The sequence below is a fragment of the Kitasatospora sp. NBC_01302 genome, assembly GCF_035976515.1.
In the GTDB taxonomy this organism is placed as follows: domain Bacteria; phylum Actinomycetota; class Actinomycetes; order Streptomycetales; family Streptomycetaceae; genus Kitasatospora.
Window position 1 is genome coordinate 3,752,866 of record NZ_CP108404.1, and the last position, 21,109, is coordinate 3,773,974.

The 21,109-nt window shown below is 72.9% G+C and carries 12 protein-coding genes; 3 read left to right on the plus strand and 9 right to left on the minus strand.

The genetic code is table 11. The annotated features are described in order from the left end of the window. Nucleotides 1–47 precede the first annotated feature (47 nt). Complete coding sequence (gene ftsE / locus OG294_RS15985; protein WP_145905956.1) at nucleotides 48–737, minus strand: cell division ATP-binding protein FtsE; 690 nt, start codon at nucleotides 735–737, stop codon at nucleotides 48–50. A 500-nt stretch (nucleotides 738–1,237) separates the two neighbouring features. Here ftsE and OG294_RS15990 point away from each other — a divergent pair, with 500 nt between their 5' ends. Continuing rightward, entirely contained in the window at nucleotides 1,238–1,432 is a 195-nt protein-coding gene (locus OG294_RS15990; protein ID WP_327067170.1) for a hypothetical protein, read from the plus strand. 75 nt (nucleotides 1,433–1,507) lie between these two features. Here OG294_RS15990 and prfB read toward each other — a convergent pair whose 3' ends face one another. The 3 genes from prfB to OG294_RS16005 form a co-directional block, all read right to left on the minus strand. Beyond that, a complete protein-coding gene (prfB, locus tag OG294_RS15995; protein WP_327067171.1) occupies nucleotides 1,508–2,617 on the minus strand; it encodes a peptide chain release factor 2 in 1,110 nt (369 codons plus the stop codon). 16 nt (nucleotides 2,618–2,633) lie between these two features. Next, nucleotides 2,634–3,935, minus strand: a complete 1,302-nt coding sequence (locus tag OG294_RS16000; protein WP_327067172.1) for a serine/threonine-protein kinase — start codon at nucleotides 3,933–3,935, stop codon at nucleotides 2,634–2,636. Between the two features lie 168 nt (nucleotides 3,936–4,103). Then, entirely contained in the window at nucleotides 4,104–5,984 is a 1,881-nt protein-coding gene (locus OG294_RS16005; RefSeq protein ID WP_327067173.1) for a serine/threonine-protein kinase, read from the minus strand. 304 nt (nucleotides 5,985–6,288) lie between these two features. On the opposite strand from OG294_RS16005, the gene OG294_RS16010 reads away from it, so the two are divergent. After that, on the plus strand, nucleotides 6,289–9,054 hold the full coding sequence (locus OG294_RS16010) for an FtsK/SpoIIIE domain-containing protein (protein WP_327067174.1): 2,766 nt from the start codon (nucleotides 6,289–6,291) through the stop codon (nucleotides 9,052–9,054). Between the two features lie 111 nt (nucleotides 9,055–9,165). On the opposite strand, the gene OG294_RS16015 is transcribed toward OG294_RS16010, so the two are convergent. The 4 genes from OG294_RS16015 to OG294_RS16030 form a co-directional block, all read right to left on the minus strand. Continuing rightward, nucleotides 9,166–14,127: an NAD-glutamate dehydrogenase gene (locus OG294_RS16015; protein WP_327067175.1), complete on the minus strand. Its 4,962-nt coding sequence runs from the start codon at nucleotides 14,125–14,127 to the stop codon at nucleotides 9,166–9,168. Between the two features lie 286 nt (nucleotides 14,128–14,413). Then, the gene (pruA, locus tag OG294_RS16020) at nucleotides 14,414–16,039 is read right to left on the minus strand and encodes an L-glutamate gamma-semialdehyde dehydrogenase (RefSeq protein WP_327071568.1); all 1,626 of its coding nucleotides are present in this window, start codon (nucleotides 16,037–16,039) and stop codon (nucleotides 14,414–14,416) included. 104 nt (nucleotides 16,040–16,143) lie between these two features. Beyond that, nucleotides 16,144–16,800, minus strand: a complete 657-nt coding sequence (locus OG294_RS16025) for an HAD family hydrolase (RefSeq protein WP_327067176.1) — start codon at nucleotides 16,798–16,800, stop codon at nucleotides 16,144–16,146. 68 nt (nucleotides 16,801–16,868) lie between these two features. Continuing rightward, nucleotides 16,869–17,378 carry a DUF6912 family protein gene (locus OG294_RS16030; RefSeq protein ID WP_327067177.1) on the minus strand — a complete coding sequence of 170 codons (510 nt, stop codon included), beginning with the start codon at nucleotides 17,376–17,378 and terminating at the stop codon, nucleotides 16,869–16,871. 300 nt (nucleotides 17,379–17,678) lie between these two features. On the opposite strand from OG294_RS16030, the gene OG294_RS16035 reads away from it, so the two are divergent. Further along, a complete protein-coding gene (locus OG294_RS16035; protein WP_327067178.1) occupies nucleotides 17,679–18,221 on the plus strand; it encodes an Rv3235 family protein in 543 nt (180 codons plus the stop codon). A gap of 93 nt (nucleotides 18,222–18,314) precedes the next feature. Here OG294_RS16035 and secA read toward each other — a convergent pair whose 3' ends face one another. Next, complete coding sequence (secA, locus tag OG294_RS16040; RefSeq protein ID WP_327067179.1) at nucleotides 18,315–21,074, minus strand: preprotein translocase subunit SecA; 2,760 nt, start codon at nucleotides 21,072–21,074, stop codon at nucleotides 18,315–18,317. Nucleotides 21,075–21,109: the final 35 nt, after the last annotated feature.

The window sequence follows — 21,109 nt, forward strand, 5'->3', positions numbered from 1 at the left end:
TCTACTCCAAGGTGAATGCTGGCGGACCGACGGCGGGCGGGAGCCGGCTAGTGCTGGTATCCGTAGACGCCGCGGGCCTGGTCGCGGACCAGCAGCCCCTTGTCCAGTTCGATCACGCGCTTGCGCATCTGGTCGACGATGGCCTGGTCGTGGGTGGCCATGAGCACCGTGGTCCCGGTGCGGTTGATCCGGTCCAGCAGCTTCATGATGCCGACCGAGTTCTGCGGGTCCAGGTTTCCGGTCGGCTCGTCAGCGATCAGCAGCATCGGGCGGTTGACGAAGGCTCGGGCGATCGCCACGCGCTGCTGCTCACCACCGGAGAGCTCGCCGGGCATCCGGTCCTCCTTGCCGCCGAGGCCGACCAGGTCGAGCACCTCGGGCACCACCTTGTTGATGGCGCTCTTCGGCTTCCCGATGACCTCCAGCGCGAAGGCCACGTTCTGCGCCACGGTCTTGTTCGGCAGCAGGCGGAAGTCCTGGAAGACGGTGCCCAGTTGGCGCCGCATGTGCGGCACCTTCCAGTTGGACAGCTTGCCCAGGTCCTTGCCGAGCACGTGCACCTCGCCCGTGCTGGGGCGCTCCTCGCGCAGGCACAGCCGCAGGAAGGTGGACTTGCCGGAGCCGGAGGAGCCGACCAGGAAGACGAACTCGCCCTTCTCGATCTCCAGCGAGACCTCCGACAAGGCGGGGCGGTTCTGCTTGGGATAGGTCTTGGAAACGTTGTCGAATCTGATCACGGCTGCATCACGGAGGCCATCCTAGGCGGAACAGCTGACGACGCGGACAACTACCGTAACCCGATCGTTACTTCGGGCCGATGAGGCCCACCGGTCGCACCGTTCCTGGGTCGGTCCCACCCCGCGAGTCGGCCGGGGCGGGCGGTGGAGGCGGCCGGGGCCGCTCCTTGGCTCGGGACCATACGCGACCCGGCTTACGCCGCGCAGGGCGCTCCGCCGAACACAGCGGGTGAATTGTCCGTTCTTGGGGAGGAATGACGGGAAAATTGCGAGCCATTTCACAGCGGCTCCGGGGTTTCGCGGTCCGCTTGTCGCCAATGTGATGATTGAGGGAGAAGTGCCCGCCCGGGGTTCCCCGGCCCGGGCGCCGGATGCCCCGGAACCTGGCAGAGTAGAGGCAAACCGCGATGCCGCGGCCCGCGCCGCTCCCCCACCCGGGTCAGGCACGGGAACCATCGGGCCCCCCGGTGCGTTGGCAGTAGCAGCAAGGAGGAGATCGCATGACGTGCGACCATCTGGTGTGCGCCAACTGCGCCGGCCGCGTGAGCGAGGGCCGCTGCCCGGTCTGCCGTGCCCAGCGCGCCCGGCTGCAGGAGCAGCAGAGCCCCTTCGCCGCGCTCTCCCCCGCCACCCTGCTCGCCCTGCTGGCCGCACTGCTGGCAGTGGCGCTGATCTGCCGGCAGGCGCTGGCGTAATCAAGCCGAAGAAAGAGAAGCGGAAGGGCCCGGACGCTGGCGTCCGGGCCCTTCCGCTTCTGCTTTGCCCACTCTTTACTGAGCGGCCTCGCTCTGCTTGCGCCAGCGGATGCCGGCCTCGATGAAGCCGTCGATGTCGCCGTCCAGCACCGCCTGCGGGTTGCCGACCTCGTACTCGGTGCGCAGGTCCTTGACCATCTGGTACGGGTGCAGCACGTAGGAGCGCATCTGGTTGCCCCAGGAGCTGCCGCTGTCCTTGAGGGAGTCCATCCGGGCCTTCTCCTCCTGGCGGCGCCGCTCCAGGAGCTTGGCCTGCAGGACGTTCATCGCCGAGGCCTTGTTCTGGATCTGCGAGCGCTCGTTCTGGCAGGAGACCACGATGCCGGTCGGCAGGTGGGTGATCCGCACCGCCGAGTCGGTGGTGTTGACGCCCTGGCCGCCGGGGCCGGAGGCGCGGTACACGTCGATCCGCAGCTCGCCCTCGTCGATGTCGACGTGGTCGCTCTGCTCGACGACCGGGAGCACCTCGACGCCGGCGAAGGAGGTCTGGCGGCGGCCCTGGTTGTCGAAGGGCGAGATGCGCACCAGGCGGTGGGTGCCCTGCTCGACCGAGAGCGTGCCGTAGGCGTAGGGGGTCTTCACGCTGAAGGTGGCGGACTTGATGCCGGCCTCTTCGGCGTAGGAGGTGTCGTAGACCTCGGTCGAGTAGCCGTGCCGCTCGGCCCAGCGCAGGTACATCCGCATCAGCTGCTCGGCGAAGTCGGCGGCGTCCACGCCACCCGCCTCGGCCCGGATGTTGACCAGGGCCTCACGGGCGTCGTACTCGCCGGAGAGCAGGGTGCGCACCTCCAGCTCCTCGACCGCCTTCTTGACCGAGGCCAGCTCGGTCTCGGCCTCGGTGCGGGTGTCGGCGTCGCCCTCGTCCTCGGCCAGCTCGAACAGGATCTCCACGTCCGCGATCCGGCTGCGCAGGTTCTCCACCCGGCGCAGCTCGCCCTGCAGGAAGGAGAGTCGGCTGGTGACCTTCTGCGCGTTCGCGACGTCGTCCCAGAGGGCGGGGGCTGCTGCCTCCTCCTCCAGACGTTCGATGTCGGCCCGGATCTTGTCCAGGTCGAGGACGGCCTCGATCGACCCCATGGTCGTTTCGAGGTTCTTGAGCTCTTCGGAAGGATCGACGGCTGCCACGCCACCAGCCTAATGGCTAGCGCGGTGCACCGGGACCGGCCGGTGGCCCCGTGCTCGCCACGGAGCCCGCCACCGCCGCCGCGCCGTGCGTGAAGGAACCGCCCGAGTGGTGGTGCCCGCCGCCCCCGAAGGCGCCGAAGGCGGCGATCGCGCCGGCCACCAGCAGCACCACGGCCAGCAGCACCGCGAGCTGCCGGCGGCGACGGACCAGCGCCCGGCGCCCGGCGCCGCGGTGGCCGGCGGCCGGTGCGGAGCGCTGGGCCCGCGACTCGGCCGCGTAGCCGGCCAGCTCGTGGGCGGAGGGGCGGCGCAGGCTGGTGTGGGTGTCCCGGGTGGAGTCGGGCGCCGGGGCGGGGACCAGCGGCACGGCCGGGCCGCGCCGGCGGCGGTGCGTCCCGGAGCCGGTGTCCGCCTCGGCGTAGACGGCCTCGGCGGGGGTCAGCGCCTCCTCGGCCGGCGGGCGGTCCTGGGCGGGCAGCGCCAGCGGCGGCAGACCGGCCAGCGCGGGCAGCTGCTCGCGCAGCCGCTCGGCCAGCTCGGCGGCGCGCAGCCGGGAGGCGGGGGCCTTGGCCAGGCACTCCGCGATGATCCGCCACAGGCCGTCCGGCAGCCCGGGGACCGGCGGCACGCTCTCGGTGACGTGGCGGCGCAGCACCGCCCCGGTGTGCCCGCCGCCGAACGGGGTGAAGCCCGCCAGCAGCTCGTACAGCACGGTGGCCAGCGCGTAGATGTCGACGGCCGCCCGCGGCTCCAGTCCCTCGATGATCTCGGGGGCCAGGTAGTCGGGGGTGCCGATGATCCGGGTCGCCCTGGTCCGGCGCGGGGCGTCGACGAGGCGGGCGATGCCGAAGTCGGTGAGCTTGGCCCGCGGCGCGCCGCCGGGGCCGGCCGGGGCCGCGAGGTCGAGCATCACGTTCTCCGGCTTGACGTCCCGGTGCACGATGCCGGCCGCGTGGGCCGCGGCCAGACCGTCCGCCACGTCCGCGATCACCGAGACGGCGGCCTGCGGGGCCAGCACGCCCTCGCGCTCCAGCCGCGAGCGCAGGTCGGTGCCGTGCACCAGCTCCATCACCAGGGCCAGGTCGTCGCCGTCCACCACCATGTCGCGCACCCCGACCACCCGGGGGTGGTCCAGGCTGGTGAGCGCGGCCCGCTCCTGGACGAAGCGGCCGACGAGCACCTGGTCGGTGGCCAGGTCCTCGCGCAGCAGCTTGACGGCCACCGGTCCGTCTGGTCCCTCGCCCAGCCACACGGTGCCGGCGGACCCCCGGCCGATCACCTGGTGCACGGTGTACCGGCTGCCGATCTTGCGTGCCAATGCTGCTCCGTGGGCGGCGGGAGCGTTCCCGGGACGTCGCGGGGGTCCGGGAACGCTCGTGAGGTCGGTGCGTCACCGACCAACCTACGCGCCCCGGACCCCTCCGCGGGACCTCGATGCCGTCATTTGTCGACAAAGAGTCAATGCCGACCGCTCCGTGGCGGTCCGTCAGTTCCCGGTGACGGAGTGCCAGGTGCTGCTGATCCAGCTGGTGGTGGAGGTGACCGCGCTGTGCACGTCGGTCCAGTAGCGCGGCAGCGGCGTGAAGTTCCACAGCGCGATCGCGGCCACCGCCAGGATCAGCAGCACCATCAGGCAGCCCTTGAGGCAGCCCAGGCCCGGGATGTACATCCGGTTGCGGCTGCGCGGGCGCGGCTCGCGGCGGGGCCTGGCCTCGCGCTCCGGCTCCGGCTCGCGCTCCCGGGGCAGCGGCGGCTCGGGGCGCCGCGGCGGCATCGCGGGCGGGGCCTGGCGCTGGGCCGGCTCGCGGTAGGCCTGCTCACCGCTGTAGCGCGGGTCCGGCTCGGCGTAGCCCTGCCCGGCGTACGGGTCCCGCTGGCCGCCGGGCGGCTGCTGCGGGCGCCGGGCCTGGTACGGCGGCGGGGCCACCGGCGGGCGCTCGGCACGACCGTAGCCCCGGCCCTGCTCGCCCCGGTAGGGCTCCTCCCGGTAGGGCTCGCCCTGGTACGGCTCGCCGCGGCCGCCCGGCGGCGGGTAGCCGCCCGGCCGCGGCTGGCCCTGCGGCGGGTAGCCGTAGCCGCCGCCCGGGTAGGCCTGCGGCGCCTGCTGCGGCTCGAACTCCTCGGCGGCGAAGACCTGGGTCTGCTGGTTGCGGTCGCGGGCCGCGCGCAGCTGGGTCTGCCAGGGGTGCGGGGCCTCCGGCTGGGCCGGGCCCGGCGCGGCCGCCGGCGGGCCGGCCGGCGTGGGCGGCATCATCCGGGTCGGGTCGGCGCCCGACAGGTGCGCGCCGCCCGGAGCCGTGGGGGCGCCGTGCGGCATCACCTGGGTGGCCGCGCCCGGGTCGTACTGCGCGGTCAGCAGCTGGGTGGCCGGGTCCGGCTGGCCCGGGGCGCCGGCCTGGCCTGCGCCCGGCAGTGTGCTGCCGGGGCCGGTCCCCGGCACCTCGGCCGGCTGCGCCTCGGGCACCAGCAGCGCGCCCACGGCGAGCGCGGCGTCCACCGCGGCCGGTGCGGCGTGCACGCCGACCCCGGCGGCCACCACCCGCAGCGCGTGCGCCAGCGAGGTGGCGCTCGGGCGCTGGGCCGGGTCCTTGCGCAGGCAGCGCTCGACCACGGTCCACAGCGGCTCGGGCATGCCCGGCGGGCGCGGCGGCTCCTGGGTCAGGTGGGCCTGGAGCACCTGGAGCGCACCGTCGCCCTGGAACGGCGCGCGCCCGGTGACCAGCTCGTAGAGCATGATCCCGGCGCCGTAGATGTCCACCGCGGAGGTCTGCGGGCGGCCGCTCGCCGACTCGGGGGCGACATAGGCGGGGGTGCCGACGAACTCGCTGGTGCGGGTGATTCCCGGGGAGTCGGCCAGCCGGGCGATGCCGAAGTCGGTGAGCATCGGGTGCAGCTGCTCGCCCTGGCCGTCCACGTAGCTGCTGGCCAGCAGCACGTTGGCCGGCTTGAGGTCGCGGTGCACCACGCCGTCCGCGTGGCTGACCGCCAGCGCGTCGGCGATCTGGGCCATCAGCAGCGACGCGGCGATCGGGCTGAGCGGGCCGTTGGCACGCAGGTAGCGGTAGAGGTCGGGGCCGTCCACCAGGTCCATGACCAGGGCCAGCAGCTCGCCCTCGACCACCAGGTCGCGCAGCCGGACGATGTTGGGGTGGCTCAGCCGCAGCAGCACCGAGCGCTCGCGCAGGAAGCGCAGCACGATGTCCTGGTCGGCGGCCAGCTCCTCCTTGAGCACCTTGACCGCGACCTGCTGGCCCGGCTGCAGGTCCGCCAGCCCGGCGTCCTCGCGTACCCGCCCGCGCCAGACGGTGCCCATGGCACCACGCCCGATGGTCTCCTCGAGCAGATACTTGCTGCCTACCGGCCGCACCTGGTGCACTCCTTGCCCTACCGAGGCCTACCGTCGCCTGCGGGCGATAGTCCGTGTGTGCGGCAACTCTAACGGTGTCCGCCAAACCCCAGCCTGATGACCGGCCCCCGCGTGTGGACGGTGGTGGCCGGATCCGGTGCTCCGGGCCGCCTTGACCTGAGTCCCCGTCGGCTCCACCATGGCGATGATCACAAGATCGTCAAATCCGGTACGGTGCGCGGACTGTCAGTCCCGGGTGGCAGGATGAGGACCAGCACTCCTGTGGTCCAACACTCATCACGAGCAGAGGGGAACCCGGGGCGAGATGCAGATCCGGCTGACGGTCCTCCGACCCCGCGTGGGCGCGGGCGTGCCCGCACCCGCCACCGACGTCCTGGTCACCGCCCCGGTCGGTACGACCCTCGGCTCGCTCGCGGTGGCGCTGGCCGGTGCCGTGGGCGTGCGCGGCGCACGCAGCGCCACCCATGTGCACCTGTACGCCGGGTCCCAGCGGATCGACGAACGCACCCCGCTCGGCCACCCCCCGCTGCTCGACGGCGCGGTGCTCGCGCTCGGCGAGCCCGATCCGGACGCCGACGAGCCGCCCGCCGGGCCCGCCGCCGAGCTGCGCGTGGTCGGCGGCCCGGACGCCGGCGGCGTGCACCGACTGCACGGCCGCCAGGTGCGGGTGGGCCGCTCCAGCGAGGCCGACGTGCCGCTCGACGACCCCGACGTCTCCCGGCTGCACCTCTCCCTCCAGCTGGCCGCCGACGGCACCGTGACGGTGCACGACCTCGGCTCGACCAACGGCACCGTGCTGGACGGCCGCATGCTGGGCGAGGAGCCGCGTGCGCTGACCGAGGGGGCGCTGCTGCGCCTGGGCGAGTCCACCGTGACCCTGGCGACCGCCCCCGGCGCCGAGCAGGCCCGCGCCACCATGCCGGACGGCCTGGGCCACCTCCAGGTCAGCCCGCCGCCCCCGGCCCGGCCCAGCCCCCCGGTCGCCGAGCAGCCCGAGCTGCCCGCGCCCGGCGGAGCGGGCCGCACCCGCTCGCTGCTGGCCCGCCGGCTCGGCCGCGCCGCCGCACCCGCCCCGGGCGCACCGGCCGGCGCGCGGGACGCCGCCCAGCAGCACGCCCAGGCCCGCGAGCGCCAGGCCACCGCGCTGCGCGAGCGCTGGCCCGATCCCGCCACCCTGCTGCTCAGCGCGCTCGGCCCGGGCCCGCGGCTCTGGGAGCGGGTGCCCGCCCACCCCGACGCGCTCACCCTGCGCCTGGGCACCGCCGACCTCGCGGGCGGCCCCGGCACCACCCCCGGCACGGTGCTGCCCGCCGTCCCGGTCACCGTCGACCTGCGCCGGGCGGGCAGCCTGGGCGTTGCCGGCCCGCGCGTGCGGCTGCTCGGGCTGGCCCGGGCCCTGCTCGCCCAGCTCGCCACCCTGCACCCGCCGAGCGGGCTGAGCCTGGTGGTGGTCAGCGCCGACGAGCGGCAGCAGGCCGAACGGCGCACCGCCGACTGGGCCTGGTCGCTCTGGCTGCCGCACCTGCGCCCCGGCCACGGCCAGGACTGCCGCCTGCTCTTCGGCCTGGACCCCGCGCAGGCCGAGCAGCGCCTGACCGAACTCGCCGAGCGCGAGCCCGAGGAGGCGCAGCCCGCCACCGTGCTGCTGGTGGACGGCGACCCGGGCTCGCCCCGCTCCCGCCAGGCGCTGGAGCGGCTGCTGCGCCACGGCCCGGCCGCCGGCGTCTTCGCGCTCTGCCTGGCCGAGCACGCCGAGCAGCTGCCCCCCGGCCTGGGCGCCACCGCCACGGTCACCGGCGAGGTGGCCACCCGGCTGACCGTCGCCGGCGGCGAGCAGCGCACCGAGGAGGTCGCGCTGGACGCCGTCTCGCCCGCCTGGGCCGAGCGGCTGGCCAGGGCGCTGGCCCCGCTGCGCGAGGCCGCACCCGTCTCCCGCGGCCCGCTGCCGGAGGCGCTGCGCCTGCTCGACCTGCTGCGCCTGGACACCGTCACCCCCGCCAAGCTCTCGTCCCGCTGGGACGACCTGCCCAGCACCGCCGGTACCGCCGCCGCGCTGCTCGGCACCACCAGGGACGATCTGTGCACGGTCGACCTGGCCGGCTCCGAGCTGACCGGCCCCGGCCACCTGCTGGTGGGCGGCGCCCGCGGCGCCGGCAAGAGCGAGCTGCTGCGCACCCTGGTCGCCTCGCTGGCGGTGGGCGAGCGCCCGGACCGGCTGCACGTCCAGCTGATCGGCGGACGGGACGCGGGCCTGGCCGCCTGCGCCGAGCTGCCGCACGTCACCGGCCAGCTGGACGCCGCCGGCGACCCGCGCCGGGCGCTGCTGACCGCCGAGGCGCTGCACGAGGAGCTGGCCCGGCGCGAGGCGCTGTTCGCCGGGCGCTCGTTCCCGGTCTGGTTCGCCGAGCAGGCGCTGGCCTCCCGGCCGGCCGTGATCGGTCAGCCGCGCAGCGCCGAGCCCGCGCCCGCCCGCACCCCGGTGGCCGCGGTCGCCGGGGCTGCCCCGGCCCCGGTCGCCGGGACGGCACAACCTGCCGGCAGTGCCACCGTGGTGGCCGACGCGCCGCCCGTGCGCCTGATCGTGGTCGTCGACGACTACGACGCGCTGCTCTCCCCCACCTCGCCGGCCGGCCGCCCGCTGGCCCGCGCGCTGGCCGCCGTCGCCCAGCGCGGCGCCCGGCTGGGCGTGCACCTGGTGGCGGCCACCAGCCGCCCGGAGCTGAGCGCGGGCAGCGAACTGGCCGAGGCCGCGCACTGGCGGATCGCACTGCGCACCGACCACCCCGGCGACTCCGAGCTGCTGGTCCACGTCGACGACGCCGCCGCGCTGCCCGAGCAGACCCCCGGGCGTGGCTACCTGCGCCGCCCGGACGGCGCCGTGCTGGCCTTCCAGACCGCCCGGGTCAGCGGCCGGATCCCGCGCACCGCCACGCTGCGCCCCACCGTGGTCGCCGTCGACCCGGCCCAGCTGGGGGCTCCGCCGACCCGCCGACCGGTGCGCGAGCTGGGCAACGGCCCCACCGACCTGGCGCTGCTTGCCAGCGCGCTGCAGCGGGCGGCCCAGGGCTGACCGCCCGCCCGGCAACCGCCCGCCCGGCAACCGGGCGCAGGCAGAACAGAGCAGAGCGGCGGGGCCGCACCCGAAGGTGCGGCCCCGCCGCTCTGTCCTGTCCTGGCGACGTCAGCGCATCGAACCGGTGCGCAGCAGCGTGCGGATCACCCGCATGGCCACCGAGAGGCTGGACAGCGCGTAGGTGTCCGATCCCCTTATGTCGTCCAGCGTGGTCTGCGCCCGGCTCAGCAGCGTGCTGTTGCGCTCGGTCCAGGCGCTGTAGCGCTCCTCGCTGGTCGCGTTCTCCCCGCCGCAGGCCAGCACGTCGTCGGTGAGCTGGGCGTGCACCGCGAAGAGGTCCTCGCGGATCGAGGTGCGCGCCATCGAGGACCACCGGTCGGTGCGCGGCAGCTCGATGATCCGGTCCAGCAGGTGCGTGATGCCCAGCCGGTCACCGAGGTCGTAGTAGAGGTCGGCGACCTCGGCCACGTCCTTGCCGGAACGGTCCGCGACCTCGGTGATGTCCAGGGTCGGGAAGACCGAGGAGAGCCCGGCGACCCGGGTGGCCAGCGCGTCGGGGACGCCCGCCCCGGTCAGCTCGCTGTGGATCTTCTCGAACCAGGACAGGTTCTCGCCGCGCAGCGGCTTGGGCAGGCTGGTCCACACCTGGTCCACCCGCTGCTGGAAGAAGTCGATCGTCGAGGCGATGTCCAGCGGCTGGCGACGGTTGTTGAGCATCCACCGGGTGGCCCGCTCGACCAGGCGGCGCGAGTGCAGGCGCATCCGGGTCGCGATCTCGGCCGGGATCCTGTTGTCCAGGCCCTCGACCTCGTCCCAGATCTTCTCCAGGCCGAAGACCGCGCGAGCGGCGGTGTGGGTGCGGGCGATCTCCTCGTAGGTCGCCCCGGTTTCCTCGCGCAGCCGGAAGGCGAAGGTGCAGCCACCGCGGTTGATCGTGTCGTTGACGATCAGGGTGGTGACGATCTCCCGGCGCAGCGCGTGGTTGTCCACCGCGTCGGCGAAGCGCTGGTGCAGCGCGTTCGGGAAGTACAGGTGGAGGGTGTCGCGGAAGTACGGGTCGTCGGGCAGCCCGGTGGCGAGCAGCTCCTCGGCCAGCGTGATCTTGGTGTAGGCCAGCAGCACCGACAGCTCGGGCTGGGTGAGCCCGAAGCCGTTGGCCTGACGCTCCTTCAGCTGCTTCTCGCTGGGCAGGAACTCCAGCCCGCGGTCGAGCAGGCCGTCGGCCTCCAGCCGGTTGATCATCCGCGAGTGCACGTTGACCATGCTGTGCGCCTGGGCCACCGCGTTGGCCAGCACCACGTTCTGCGCGTAGTTGTTGCGCAGCACGAGCCGGCCGACGTCCTCGGTCATCTCGGCCAGCAGGACGTTGCGCTGCTTGACCGTCATGTCGCCCTCGGCGACCACCTGGTTGAGCAGGATCTTGATGTTCACCTCGTGGTCCGAGGTGTCCACGCCGGCCGAGTTGTCGATGGCGTCGGTGTTGATCCAGCCGCCGCGACCGGTGCCGTCGGGGCCCGCCGGGCCGCCGCTCTGGGCGTACTCGATGCGACCGAGCTGGGTGCAGCCGAGGTTGCCGCCCTCGCCGATCACCCGGGCCCGGATCTGGCTGCCGTTGACCCGGATCGCGTCGTTGGCCTTGTCGCCGACGTCCGCGTTGGTCTCCCGCTCGGACTTGACGTAGGTGCCGATGCCGCCGTTCCAGAACAGGTCCACCGGGGACTGCAGGATGGCCTTCATCAGCTCGGCCGGGGTGAGCTTGGCGACCTCGATGCCGAGCGCCGCGCGGGCCTGGGGGCTGAGCTGGATCGACTTGGCGCTGCGCGGGAAGACCCCGCCGCCGGCCGAGATCAGCGACTTGTCGTAGTCGTCCCAGGAGCTGCGCGGCAGGTCGAAGAGCCGGCGCCGCTCGGCGTAGGAGGAGGCGGCCTCCGGGTTCGGGTCCAGGAAGATGTGCCGGTGGTCGAAGGCGGCCACCAGGCGGATGTGCTCGCTGAGCAGCATGCCGTTGCCGAAGACGTCACCGGACATGTCGCCGATGCCGACCACGGTGAAGTCCTCGGCCTGGGTGTCGACGCCCAGCTCGCGGAAGTTGCGCTTGACCGACTCCCAGGCGCCGCGGGCGGTGATGCCCATGCCCTTGTGGTCGTAGCCGGCCGAGCCGCCGGAGGCGAAGGCGTCGCCCAGCCAGAAGCCGTACTGCTCGGCCACGCCGTTGGCGATGTCGGAGAAGGTCGCGGTGCCCTTGTCGGCGGCGACCACCAGGTAGGTGTCGTCCTCGTCGTGGCGGACCACGTCGACGGGGTGGACGACCTGGCCGCCCTTCAGGTTGTCGGTGATGTCCAGCAGCGCCGAGATGAAGGTCTTGTAGGACGAGATGCCCTCGGCCAGCCAGGCGTCCCGGTCCACCGCCGGGTCCGGCAGCTGCTTGGCGACGAAGCCGCCCTTGGCGCCGACCGGCACGATCACGGTGTTCTTGACCATCTGGGCCTTGACCAGGCCGAGGATCTCGGTGCGGAAGTCCTCACGCCGGTCGGACCAGCGCAGACCACCGCGGGCGACCTTGCCGAAGCGCAGGTGCACGCCCTCGACCTGGGGCGAGTAGACCCAGATCTCGAACGCCGGGCGGGGGGCCGGCAGGTCGGGGATCGCGTGCGGGTCGAGCTTCATCGACACGTACGGGTGCCACTGGCCGTCCGCGGCGCGCTGGAAGAAGTTGGTCCGCAGGGTGGCCTTGATCAGGTGCAGGAAGGAGCGCAGGATGCGGTCCTCGTCCAGCGAGACGACCTCGTCCAGCGCGCCCGACAGCTCCTCCAGGATGCCCTCGGTCAGCTCGTCGGCGCCCAGCTGGTGGCTGGGGCTGAGCCGGGCCTCGAAGAGGTTGACCAGCAGGCGGGTGGTGTGCGCGTTGTTGCGCAGCGCGTCCTCGACGTAGTCCTGCGAGAAGGTGCTGCCGGCCTGGCGCAGGTACTTGGCGTACGCGCGCAGCACGACCGCCTGGCGCCAGTTCAGGCCCGCGGTGAGGATCAGGCCGTTGAAGCCGTCGTTCTCCGCGCGGCCGGTCCAGGTGGCGGCGAAGGCCTCCTGGAAGCGCTCGCGGGCCTCGTCGGTCAGCTCGGTGCTCTCCCGCAGCCGCAGGCCGAAGTCGTAGATCCAGGCCGTGGTGTGGTCCGAGCGGCGCAGCGCGTACGGGTGCTCGTCGAGCACCTCGACGCCCAGGCGCTGGAGCACCGGCAGCACCTCGGTCAGCGAGATCGGGCCGCCGACCCGGTAGACCTTGAAACGGCGCTCGTCGTCGCTTGCGCCGACCGGCTGGTAGAGGTTGAGCCGGAAGTCGCCCTCCTCGCCCAGCGACTCGATCTGCTTGAGGTCGGCCACCGCGGTGCGGGCGGTGAAGTCCGCGCGGTAGCCGTCGGGGAAGGCGTTGGCGTACTTGTGCGACAGCTCGGCGGCGCGCTCCTCGCCCAGCTCCAGCAGCAGCTGGTCGTTGAAGCCGTCCATCCAGAACCGGGCGGCCTCGGCCAGCTTGGCCTCGATCCGCTCGACCTCGGCCTCGGTCAGCTCCGGCAGCTCGCTGCCCGGGGCCACCCGGACCACGAAGTGCAGCCGGGTCAGCACCGACTCGGTGGACCAGACCGTGTAGTCGATCGCCGCGCCGTTCAGCTCCTGCATCAGGATGTCCATCAGGCGCAGCCGGATGCGGGTGGTGTAGCGGTCGCGCGGCAGGTAGACCAGCGCGGAGAAGTAGCGCCCGTACTCGTCCTGGCGCAGGTAGAGCCGCAGCTTGCGGCGCTCCTGGAGGTACAGGACGCTGGTGGCGATCTGCTGGAGTTCCTCGGCGGGGGTCTGGAAGATCTCGTCGCGCGGGAAGGTCTCCAGGATCTGGAGCAGGTCGCGGCCGTCGTGGCTCTCGGCGGAGAAACCGGAGGCGTCGACCACCTCCTGCACCTTGCGGCGCACCACCGGGATCCGGGTGACCGACTCGGTGTAGGCGGCCGAGGAGAACAGGCCCAGGAAGCGGCGCTCGCCCACCACGTTGCCGGCGGCGTCGAACTTCTTCACGCCGACGTAGTCCAGGTAGGCCGGGCGGTGCACGGTCGAGCGCGAGTTGGCCTTGGTCAGGACCAGCAGCTTCTTCTCGTGCGCCTTGGCCCGCACCGGGGCGGACAGGCGGCCGAAGGACTCGCTGACCGGGTGGTGGTCGGTGTCGATGCTCAGCGGGTCGGAGCGCAGGATGCCGAGACCGGTGCCGGGGATCGCCCGCAGCACCTCCTCGCCCTCGTGCTCGACCAGGTCGTACTCGCGGTAGCCGAGGAAGGTGAACTTCTCGTCGGCCAGCCAGCGCATCAGCTCCCAGGCCTCGCCGACCTCCTGCTCGGGCAGGTGGGCCGGGGGCTGCTCGGCGAGCTCGTCGGCCAGGCGCAGCGCGGAGGTGCGCATCTTCGCCCAGTCCTCGACCACCTCGCGCACGTCGCCCAGCACGCGGCGCAGGTCGGCCTCGATCTGGCGCAGGTCCTCGCGGTCGCTCTCGCGGTCGATCTCGATGTGCATCCAGGACTCGACGGTGGCGTCCGCGGGCCACTCGGCGCCGGCGGCCTGGCTGCGCGAGCAGGCGTCGATGTCGAGGATCTCCAGCAGCTTGCCGGTGATGTCACGGCGCACGATCAGCTGCGGGTGGATGACCAGGTGGATCGCCCGGTTCTGGCGGGACAGCTCGTTGGTGACCGAGTCGACCAGGAACGGCATGTCGTCGGTGATCACCTCGACCACCGTGTGGCCGCTGGACCAGCCGTTCTCGTCGACGGTCGGGGTGGAGACCCGGACCTCCGCGGTGCCCTGGGGCCGCTTGAGCCCCAGCCGGTAGTGCGAGGCGGCCGCCCCGTAGACGTCGACCGGGTCGCGGTCGACCAGGTCCTCGGGGGCGGTGTGGAGGTAGTAGTGGTGCAGGTACGCGGTCAGAGCGCCGTTGCCCAGACCCTCTCCGGGCGCCGCTCCCCCCACCTGGCTGTGCTCGGCGGCGGCGGCCGCCTTGACGAGCAGTTCGGCCTTCGCCGCGTCCAGCTTGGTCTGCATGGCTGTTTGGCTCCTGTCGCGCGCCGTTGCGTGACTCGGTGGTGGTCAGGATGTGCACCGCCGGGCCTGTCCGCAATCCTCCCGCACCATCCTGGCCGGAGGCGCTCAAGGCACGCTTAAAGAACCTCCCGCCTGGGTACAACAGGTCTTTCGGCCTGTGGAAGTGCCCCGACGACCCAGCCAGCCTAACGGGCGAAAACCAGGGTGTCAGGGGACAGGGAGGCGCAAAGTCGAAGGGAGATCCACTCTTCCTGGACAGGTTGTCCAGTTGGCGGGGGTGCGCTGGTCAGCCCAGGTGCGGGTAGCCGACCTGGGTCGGGGGGACGAAGGTCTCCTTGATCGTCCGGGCCGAGGTCCAACGCAGCAGGTTCTGCGCGGCACCGGCCTTGTCGTTGGTGCCCGAGGCCCGGCCGCCGCCGAACGGCTGCTGGCCGACCACCGCGCCGGTGGGCTTGTCGTTGACGTAGAAGTTGCCCGCCGCGAACCGCAGCGCCTCCGTCGCCTCGGCGATGGCCTGCCGGTCGGTGGCGAACACCGCGCCGGTCAGGCCGTAGGGGGCGTCGCCGTCCACCGCGGCCAGCGCCTGGCTCCAGCGGGCATCCTCGTAGAGCTGCACCGCCAGGATCGGGCCGAAGTACTCGGTGCTGAAGATCTCGTTGCGGCCCGTGCCGCCGACCAGCACGGTGGGGCGCACGAAGTAGCCGATCGCGTCGTCGTACTGGCCGCCGGCCACCAGCTCGACGTCCGGGTCCCCCTTGGCGCGCTCGATCGCGTCGCGGTTCTTGGCGAAGGCCCTGGCGTCGATCAGGGCGCCCATGAAGTTGGTCAGGTCGCCGACGTCACCCACCGTCAGGGCGTCGACCCGGGCCAGCAGCTCGTCCTTGATCCGCGCCCAGAGGCTGCGCGGCAGGTAGGCGCGGGAGAGCGCGGAGCACTTCTGGCCCTGGTACTCGAAGGCGCCCCGGATCAGCGCGGTGGTGAGCGTGGCGGGGTCGGCCGAGGGGTGGGCGATCAGGAAGTCCTTACCGCCGGTCTCCCCGACGATCCGCGGATAGCCGCGATAGCCCGCCAGGTTGGCCCCGATGGTCTGCCAGAGCGTGCGGAAGGTGGCGCTCGAACCGGTGAAGTGCAGGCCCGCGAGGTCGGGGCTGGCCAGCGCCACCCGGGAGAGCGCCTGGCCGTCCCCGGTGACCAGGTTGATCACTCCGGGCGGCAGTCCGGCCGCCTCCAGCAGGCGCATCAGGTGGTGCGCCGCGAAGGTCTGGGTGGGCGCGGGCTTCCAGACCACGGTGTTGCCCAGGAGCGCCGGGGCGGTGGGCAGGTTGCCGGCGATCGCGGTGAAGTTGAACGGGGTGACGGCGTAGACGAAGCCCTCCAGCGGGCGGTGGTCGGTGCGGTTCCACACGCCCGGCGAGGACTCGGGCTGCTCGGCCAGGATCTGCCGGGCGAAGTGCACGTTGAAGCGCCAGAAGTCGACCAGCTCGCAGGGCGCGTCGATCTCGGCCTGCTGGACGGTCTTGGACTGGCCGAGCATGGTGGCCGCCGCCAGCGTCTCGCGCCAGGGCCCGGCCAGCAGCTCGGCGGCGCGCAGGAAGACCGCCGCCCGGTCGTCGAAGGAGAGCCGGCGCCAGTCGGGACCGGCTTCGAGCGCCGCCGCCACCGCGAGCTCGGCGTCCTGGGCGGTGGCGTTGCCGAGCACGCCGAGCCGGGCCGCGTGGTGGTGCGGCTGGACCACGTCGATCCGCTCGCCGGAGCCGAGGCGCTGCTCGCCGCCGATCGTCATCGGCAGCGCGATCGGCTCGGCCGCCAGCGCGTCCAGCCGCTTCAGCAGCCGCGCGCGCTCCGGGCTGCCCGGAGCGTAGCCGTGCACCGGCTCGTTCACCGGGACGGGCACCTTGGTCACGGCGTCGATCGGCATGGCGGGCTCCGCTCCGTGGGACTGTGGTCAACCAAGATTGACCACGGCACGGCCCCGGGCCGGGCGGCGACACACCGGTGGCCGCCCGGCGGCGCGGGTCAGCCGGTGATCTGCTGGGCCAGCGCGACCGCCTCGGCCAGGCTGTCCACCACCGGGACCCCGACCGGCTCCAGGTTCGCCCGGATGTGCGAGCCGCCGGTGTAGAGCACGGCGTGCGCGCCGGCCTGCCGGGCCGCGAGCGCGTCGTCGGCCGCGTCGCCGATCACCACCGTGCGGGCCGGCTCCACCTGCGGGCCGAGCGCGGCCAGGTGGCGCACCAGCGAGGCGGCCTTCTGCCCGTGCGAGGGACCGGTGCGCCCGTCCACCCGCAGGAAGTGCCGCTGGATGCCGAAGGCCTCCACCGCGGGCAGCAGGCGGCGGTGCTCGTACATCGACAGCAGCGACTGGGTCCCGCCCTCGGCCGCCCAGGCGGCGAGCAGTTCGGGGGCGCCCTCGGTCAGCAGGCAGCCGGAACTCAGCTCGGCGTAGCGCTGCTGGAAGGCGGCGTCCAGCCGCTCCCACTCGGCCCCGCTGGGCTGGAAGCCCAGCACCCGCTGGTAGAACCGCGGGATGGGGATCTCGTACATCTCCCGGTACTGCTCGAGCGTCAGCGGCGCGCCACCGACCAACGCGAAGGCGGCGTTGCTCGCGCCGACCACCGCCGCCATGTCGTGCAGCAGTGTGCCGTTCCAGTCCCAGACGATATGAGTTCGCACCCCGGCACGGTAGCGGCTGTCACTGACAGCTGTCCGTCCTGCGGTGGGACGGGAGGTTGCGCGACGGCTCAGGCCAGCAGCCCGGGGATCTCCTGGGTGGCGAACCAGAGCAGCTCGTGGTCCTCGGCGCCGTCCACGCTGAACTGCGCGTCCTCGTCGCCCGCGTCGGCGGCGGCGATCGCACCGGCGGCCGCCGCGACGTCCGCCTGCACCTCCTGGTCGCCGGCGTCGGCGTGCACGGCGGCGGCCTTGGCCAGCCTGACCGGGCCGGCCAGCACGACCCGGCCGAGCGAGGCCTGGTCCTGGTACTCGTCACCGGGGAACGGCTGGACGGCGCCGTCCGCCACGTCCAGCGCGACCACCACGCGGCGGCGCGGCGCGGCGGGGTCGGCGGCCAGCAGCCGCAGCGAGGACTGGGCGGCGCGGACCAGCGCGGCGTACTCCAGCTCCTCCAGGTCGTCGCTGACGTACCACTCGCGCAGCGCGGGGGTGACCGCGTAGGCAGCGGACTGCTCCAGCGCGCCGTCCGGGTGCGCCTGGGCCAGGGCGGCCAGGGTGGTGGGGACGTAGACACGCATCGGGGGCACGCTCCGCAGTCGTGGGACATTCGGGTGTTCCGGGGCCCGAGCGGGTGCTCCCCGGGGACGTCCACAGAATACGGCCCGGGCGATCATCGCGGTGTCCCCCTTCGAGCGGACCGCACGGCGGCGCACTCCCGCGCCCGGCCGCCACCGGGTACCAGGAGCGACAGGGGCCGCAGGCTCGTCAAGCCGCCGTCCGGGGGACGGTGCGCGAGCCCGCCGGGTGTGCTGCGGGCCCGGCGGCGGGCGCCGATAACAGGGTCAGACCGTCCGCACCCGACCCGGGGGTACCCACCCATGGCCGAGACCGCGCTCCACCCCGCAGCCACCGCACCGGCGATCCACCGGCTGGCGCGTCGACCCGGCACAGCCGGGCGACCGGCGGCCGGGCACCTTGCAACCGCCCATCGCACGACCGGGCAGCACTCGGCCGCGCAGCACTCGGCCGGGCACCACGCATCGGCGCAGCGCGGCCCGCGCCACCCGCGCGCCGCCTGCGGGGGCGGCCTCGGCGAGGTGGACGGCGGCCTGGCCGCCCGCTTCGCGCTGCGCCTGGTCGAGGTGCTCGCCGGGGCCCGTCCGGTGGGCCAGCTGGCCCGCCACACCACCCACGACGGCTACCGCCAGCTGGCCCGGCTGGCGCAGGACGGTCCGCTGCGCCGGGCCGCGGCCCAGGTCCGGCCCAGGCTCGGCCGGGTGCACTCCAGCGCCCCGGGGCCCGGTGCGCTGGAGGTCTGCGTCCGGGTCGAGGCCGGTGCCCGGCACCGCGTGGTGGCCTTCCGGCTGGAGCGGCACTGGCGCACCGCGCAGTGGCAGTGCGCCGCCGTGGAGGCCCGGTGACGCGGCAGGGCGCCGCCCGGGTCTCCCCGGAACGGCGCCCTGACCAGCCGGTACCGGCCTGTCGGCGATTCAGCCGGTCACCACCGGCCCGCGTCACTTGCGGCGGCGGCCCTTGGCCGACTTCGCGGCCTTGCGGCGCTCGGCGCGGGTCAGCCCGTCGCCCTCCGCCTCGTCCTGCACGTCGTCCTCGAAGTCGCCCTCGATGACAGTGTCGTCGCCGTCCACCATCGGGGCGGTGTAGTGCAGGCGCTGCGGCTTCGGGGCCTCCAGGCCCTTGGCCTTGATCTCGGGACGGGCGGTCTTCTCGAGCGAGACCTCGGTCTCCTCGGCGTCCGCCAGCGGAACCTCCTCGACCTGCTGCTCGACCTGGACCTCCAGGTTGAACAGGTAGCCGACGGACTCCTCCTTGATGCCCTCCATCATGGCGCCGAACATGTCGAAGCCCTCGCGCTGGTACTCGATCAGCGGGTCGCGCTGGGCCATCGCCCGCAGGCCGATGCCCTCCTGGAGGTAGTCCATCTCGTAGAGGTGCTCGCGCCAGCGGCGGTCCAGCACCGAGAGCACCACCCGGCGCTCCAGCTCCCGCATGACCTGCTCGCCGAGCTGGTCCTCGCGGGCGCCGTACTGGGCCTGGATGTCCTCCTGGACCACCTTGGTGAGGAAGTCGGTGGTCAGGCCGGAGCTGCCGCCGGCCTCCTCCTCCAGGGCCTCCAGCTCCAGGGTGACCGGGTAGAGCTGCTTGAGCGCCGTCCAGAGCTTGTCGAGGTCCCAGTCGTCCTCGAAGCCCTCACCGGTGGCGGCGCTGACGTACGCCTCCACGGTGTCGTCCATGAAGTGGCCGATCTGCTCCTGCAGGTCCTCGCCCTCCAGCACCCGGCGGCGCTCGCCGTAGATGACCTCGCGCTGGCGGTTGAGCACCTCGTCGTACTTCAGGACGTTCTTGCGGATCTCGAAGTTCTGCTGCTCGACCTGGGTCTGCGCGGAGGCGATCGCGCGGGTGACCATCTTGGACTCGATCGGCACGTCCTCCGGCACATTGGCCATCGACAGCACGCGCTCGACCATGCCGGCCTTGAACAGGCGCATCAGGTCGTCGCCCAGCGAGAGGTAGAAGCGGGACTCGCCCGGGTCGCCCTGACGGCCGGAGCGGCCGCGCAGCTGGTTGTCGATCCGGCGCGACTCGTGCCGCTCGGTGCCCAGCACGTACAGGCCGCCGATCTCCTGCACCTCGGTCTGCTCCGACTTGACCGCCGCCTTGGCCTTCTCCAGCGCGGCCGGGAACGCCTCCTCGTACTCCTCCGGGGTGTCCACCGGGTTCAGGCCGCGCTGGGCCAGCTCCGCGGTGGCCAGGTGGTCGGGGTTGCCGCCGAGCATGATGTCGGTGCCACGGCCGGCCATGTTGGTGGCCACCGTGACCGCGCCCTTGCGCCCGGCCTGCGCGACGATCTGCGCCTCGCGCTCGTGGTGCTTGGCGTTCAGCACCTCGTGCGGGATGCCGCGCTTGCGCAGCTCCTGGGAGAGGTACTCGGACTTCTCCACCGAGACGGTGCCGACCAGGACCGGCTGGCCCTTCTCGTGCTTCTCGGCGATGTCCTCGACCACGGCGGCGAACTTGGCCGGCTCGGACTTGTAGATCAGGTCGGGCTGGTCGATCCGCAGCGGGTTCTTGTTGGTCGGGATCGGGACCACACCGAGCTTGTAGATCTGGTGGAACTCGGCCGCCTCGGTGGTGGCGGTACCGGTCATGCCGGAGAGCTTGTCGTACAGGCGGAAGAAGTTCTGCAGGGTGATGGTGGCCAGCGTCTGGTTCTCGTTCTGGACCTCCACCCCCTCCTTGGCCTCGATCGCCTGGTGCATGCCCTCGTTGTAGCGGCGGCCGGCGAGGATACGCCCGGTGTGCTCGTCAACGATCATGACCTCGCCGTTCATCACGACGTAGTCCTTGTCGTTCTTGTAGAGCTCCTTGGCCTTGATGGCGTTGTTCAGGAACCCGACGAGCGGGGTGTTCACCGACTCGTAGAGGTTGTCGATGCCCAGGTAGTCCTCGACCCGGGTGACACCCTCCTCCAGCACGCCGACCGTGCGCTTCTTCTCGTCGACCTCGTAGTCGCGGTCGCGCTTGAGGCGCAGCACCAGCTTGGCGAAGTCGGCGTACCACTTGGTCGCCTGGTCGGCCGGGCCGGAGATGATCAGCGGGGTACGGGCCTCGTCGATCAGGATCGAGTCGACCTCGTCGACGATCGCGAAGTTGTGGCCGCGCTGGACAAGTTCCTCCTGCGACCACGCCATGTTGTCGCGCAGGTAGTCGAAGCCGAACTCGTTGTTGGTGCCGTACGTGATGTCCATCGCGTACTGGCGCTTGCGCTCGGCGGGCGGCATGTTGCCCAGGATCACGCCGACTTCGAGGCCGAGGAAGCGGTGCACCCGGCCCATCCACTCCGAGTCGCGCTCGGCGAGGTAGTCGTTGACGGTGATCAGGTGCACGCCCTTGCCGGTGAGCGCGTTGAGGTAGGCCGGCAGCGTGCCGACCAGGGTCTTGCCCTCACCGGTGCGCATCTCGGCGACGTAGCCCAGGTGCAGGGCGGCGCCGCCCATGATCTGCACGTCGTAGTGGCGCTGGCCCAGCACGCGCTTGGCGGCCTCGCGGACGGTGGCGAAGGCCTCGGGGAGGATGTCGTCCAGGCTCTCGCCGTCGGCGAGCCGCGTCTTGTACTCGTCGGTCAGTGCACGCAGCTCGTCGTCCGTGAGGTTGACGAAGTCCTCTTCGATGGAGTTGACCTGGGCAGCAATCCGCTGCAGCTTGCGAAGGATCTTGCCCTCGCCGGCGCGCAGGATCTTGTCGAAGACGGACACTTGAGCGGGCTCCTCGCCTGGATTGGCACTGGACT

Excerpts from the sequence above, each read along its gene's own strand:
- OG294_RS16015 (WP_327067175.1), bottom strand. The coding sequence starts at position 14,127 with ATGCAGACCAAGCTGGACGCGGCGAAGGCCGAACTGCTCGTCAAGGCG.
- OG294_RS16035 (WP_327067178.1), top strand. The coding sequence starts at position 17,679 with ATGGCCGAGACCGCGCTCCACCCCGCAGCCACCGCACCGGCGATCCAC.
- OG294_RS16030 (WP_327067177.1), bottom strand. The coding sequence starts at position 17,378 with ATGCGTGTCTACGTCCCCACCACCCTGGCCGCCCTGGCCCAGGCGCAC.
- OG294_RS16010 (WP_327067174.1), top strand. The coding sequence starts at position 6,289 with ATGCAGATCCGGCTGACGGTCCTCCGACCCCGCGTGGGCGCGGGCGTG.
- OG294_RS15990 (WP_327067170.1), top strand. The coding sequence starts at position 1,238 with ATGACGTGCGACCATCTGGTGTGCGCCAACTGCGCCGGCCGCGTGAGC.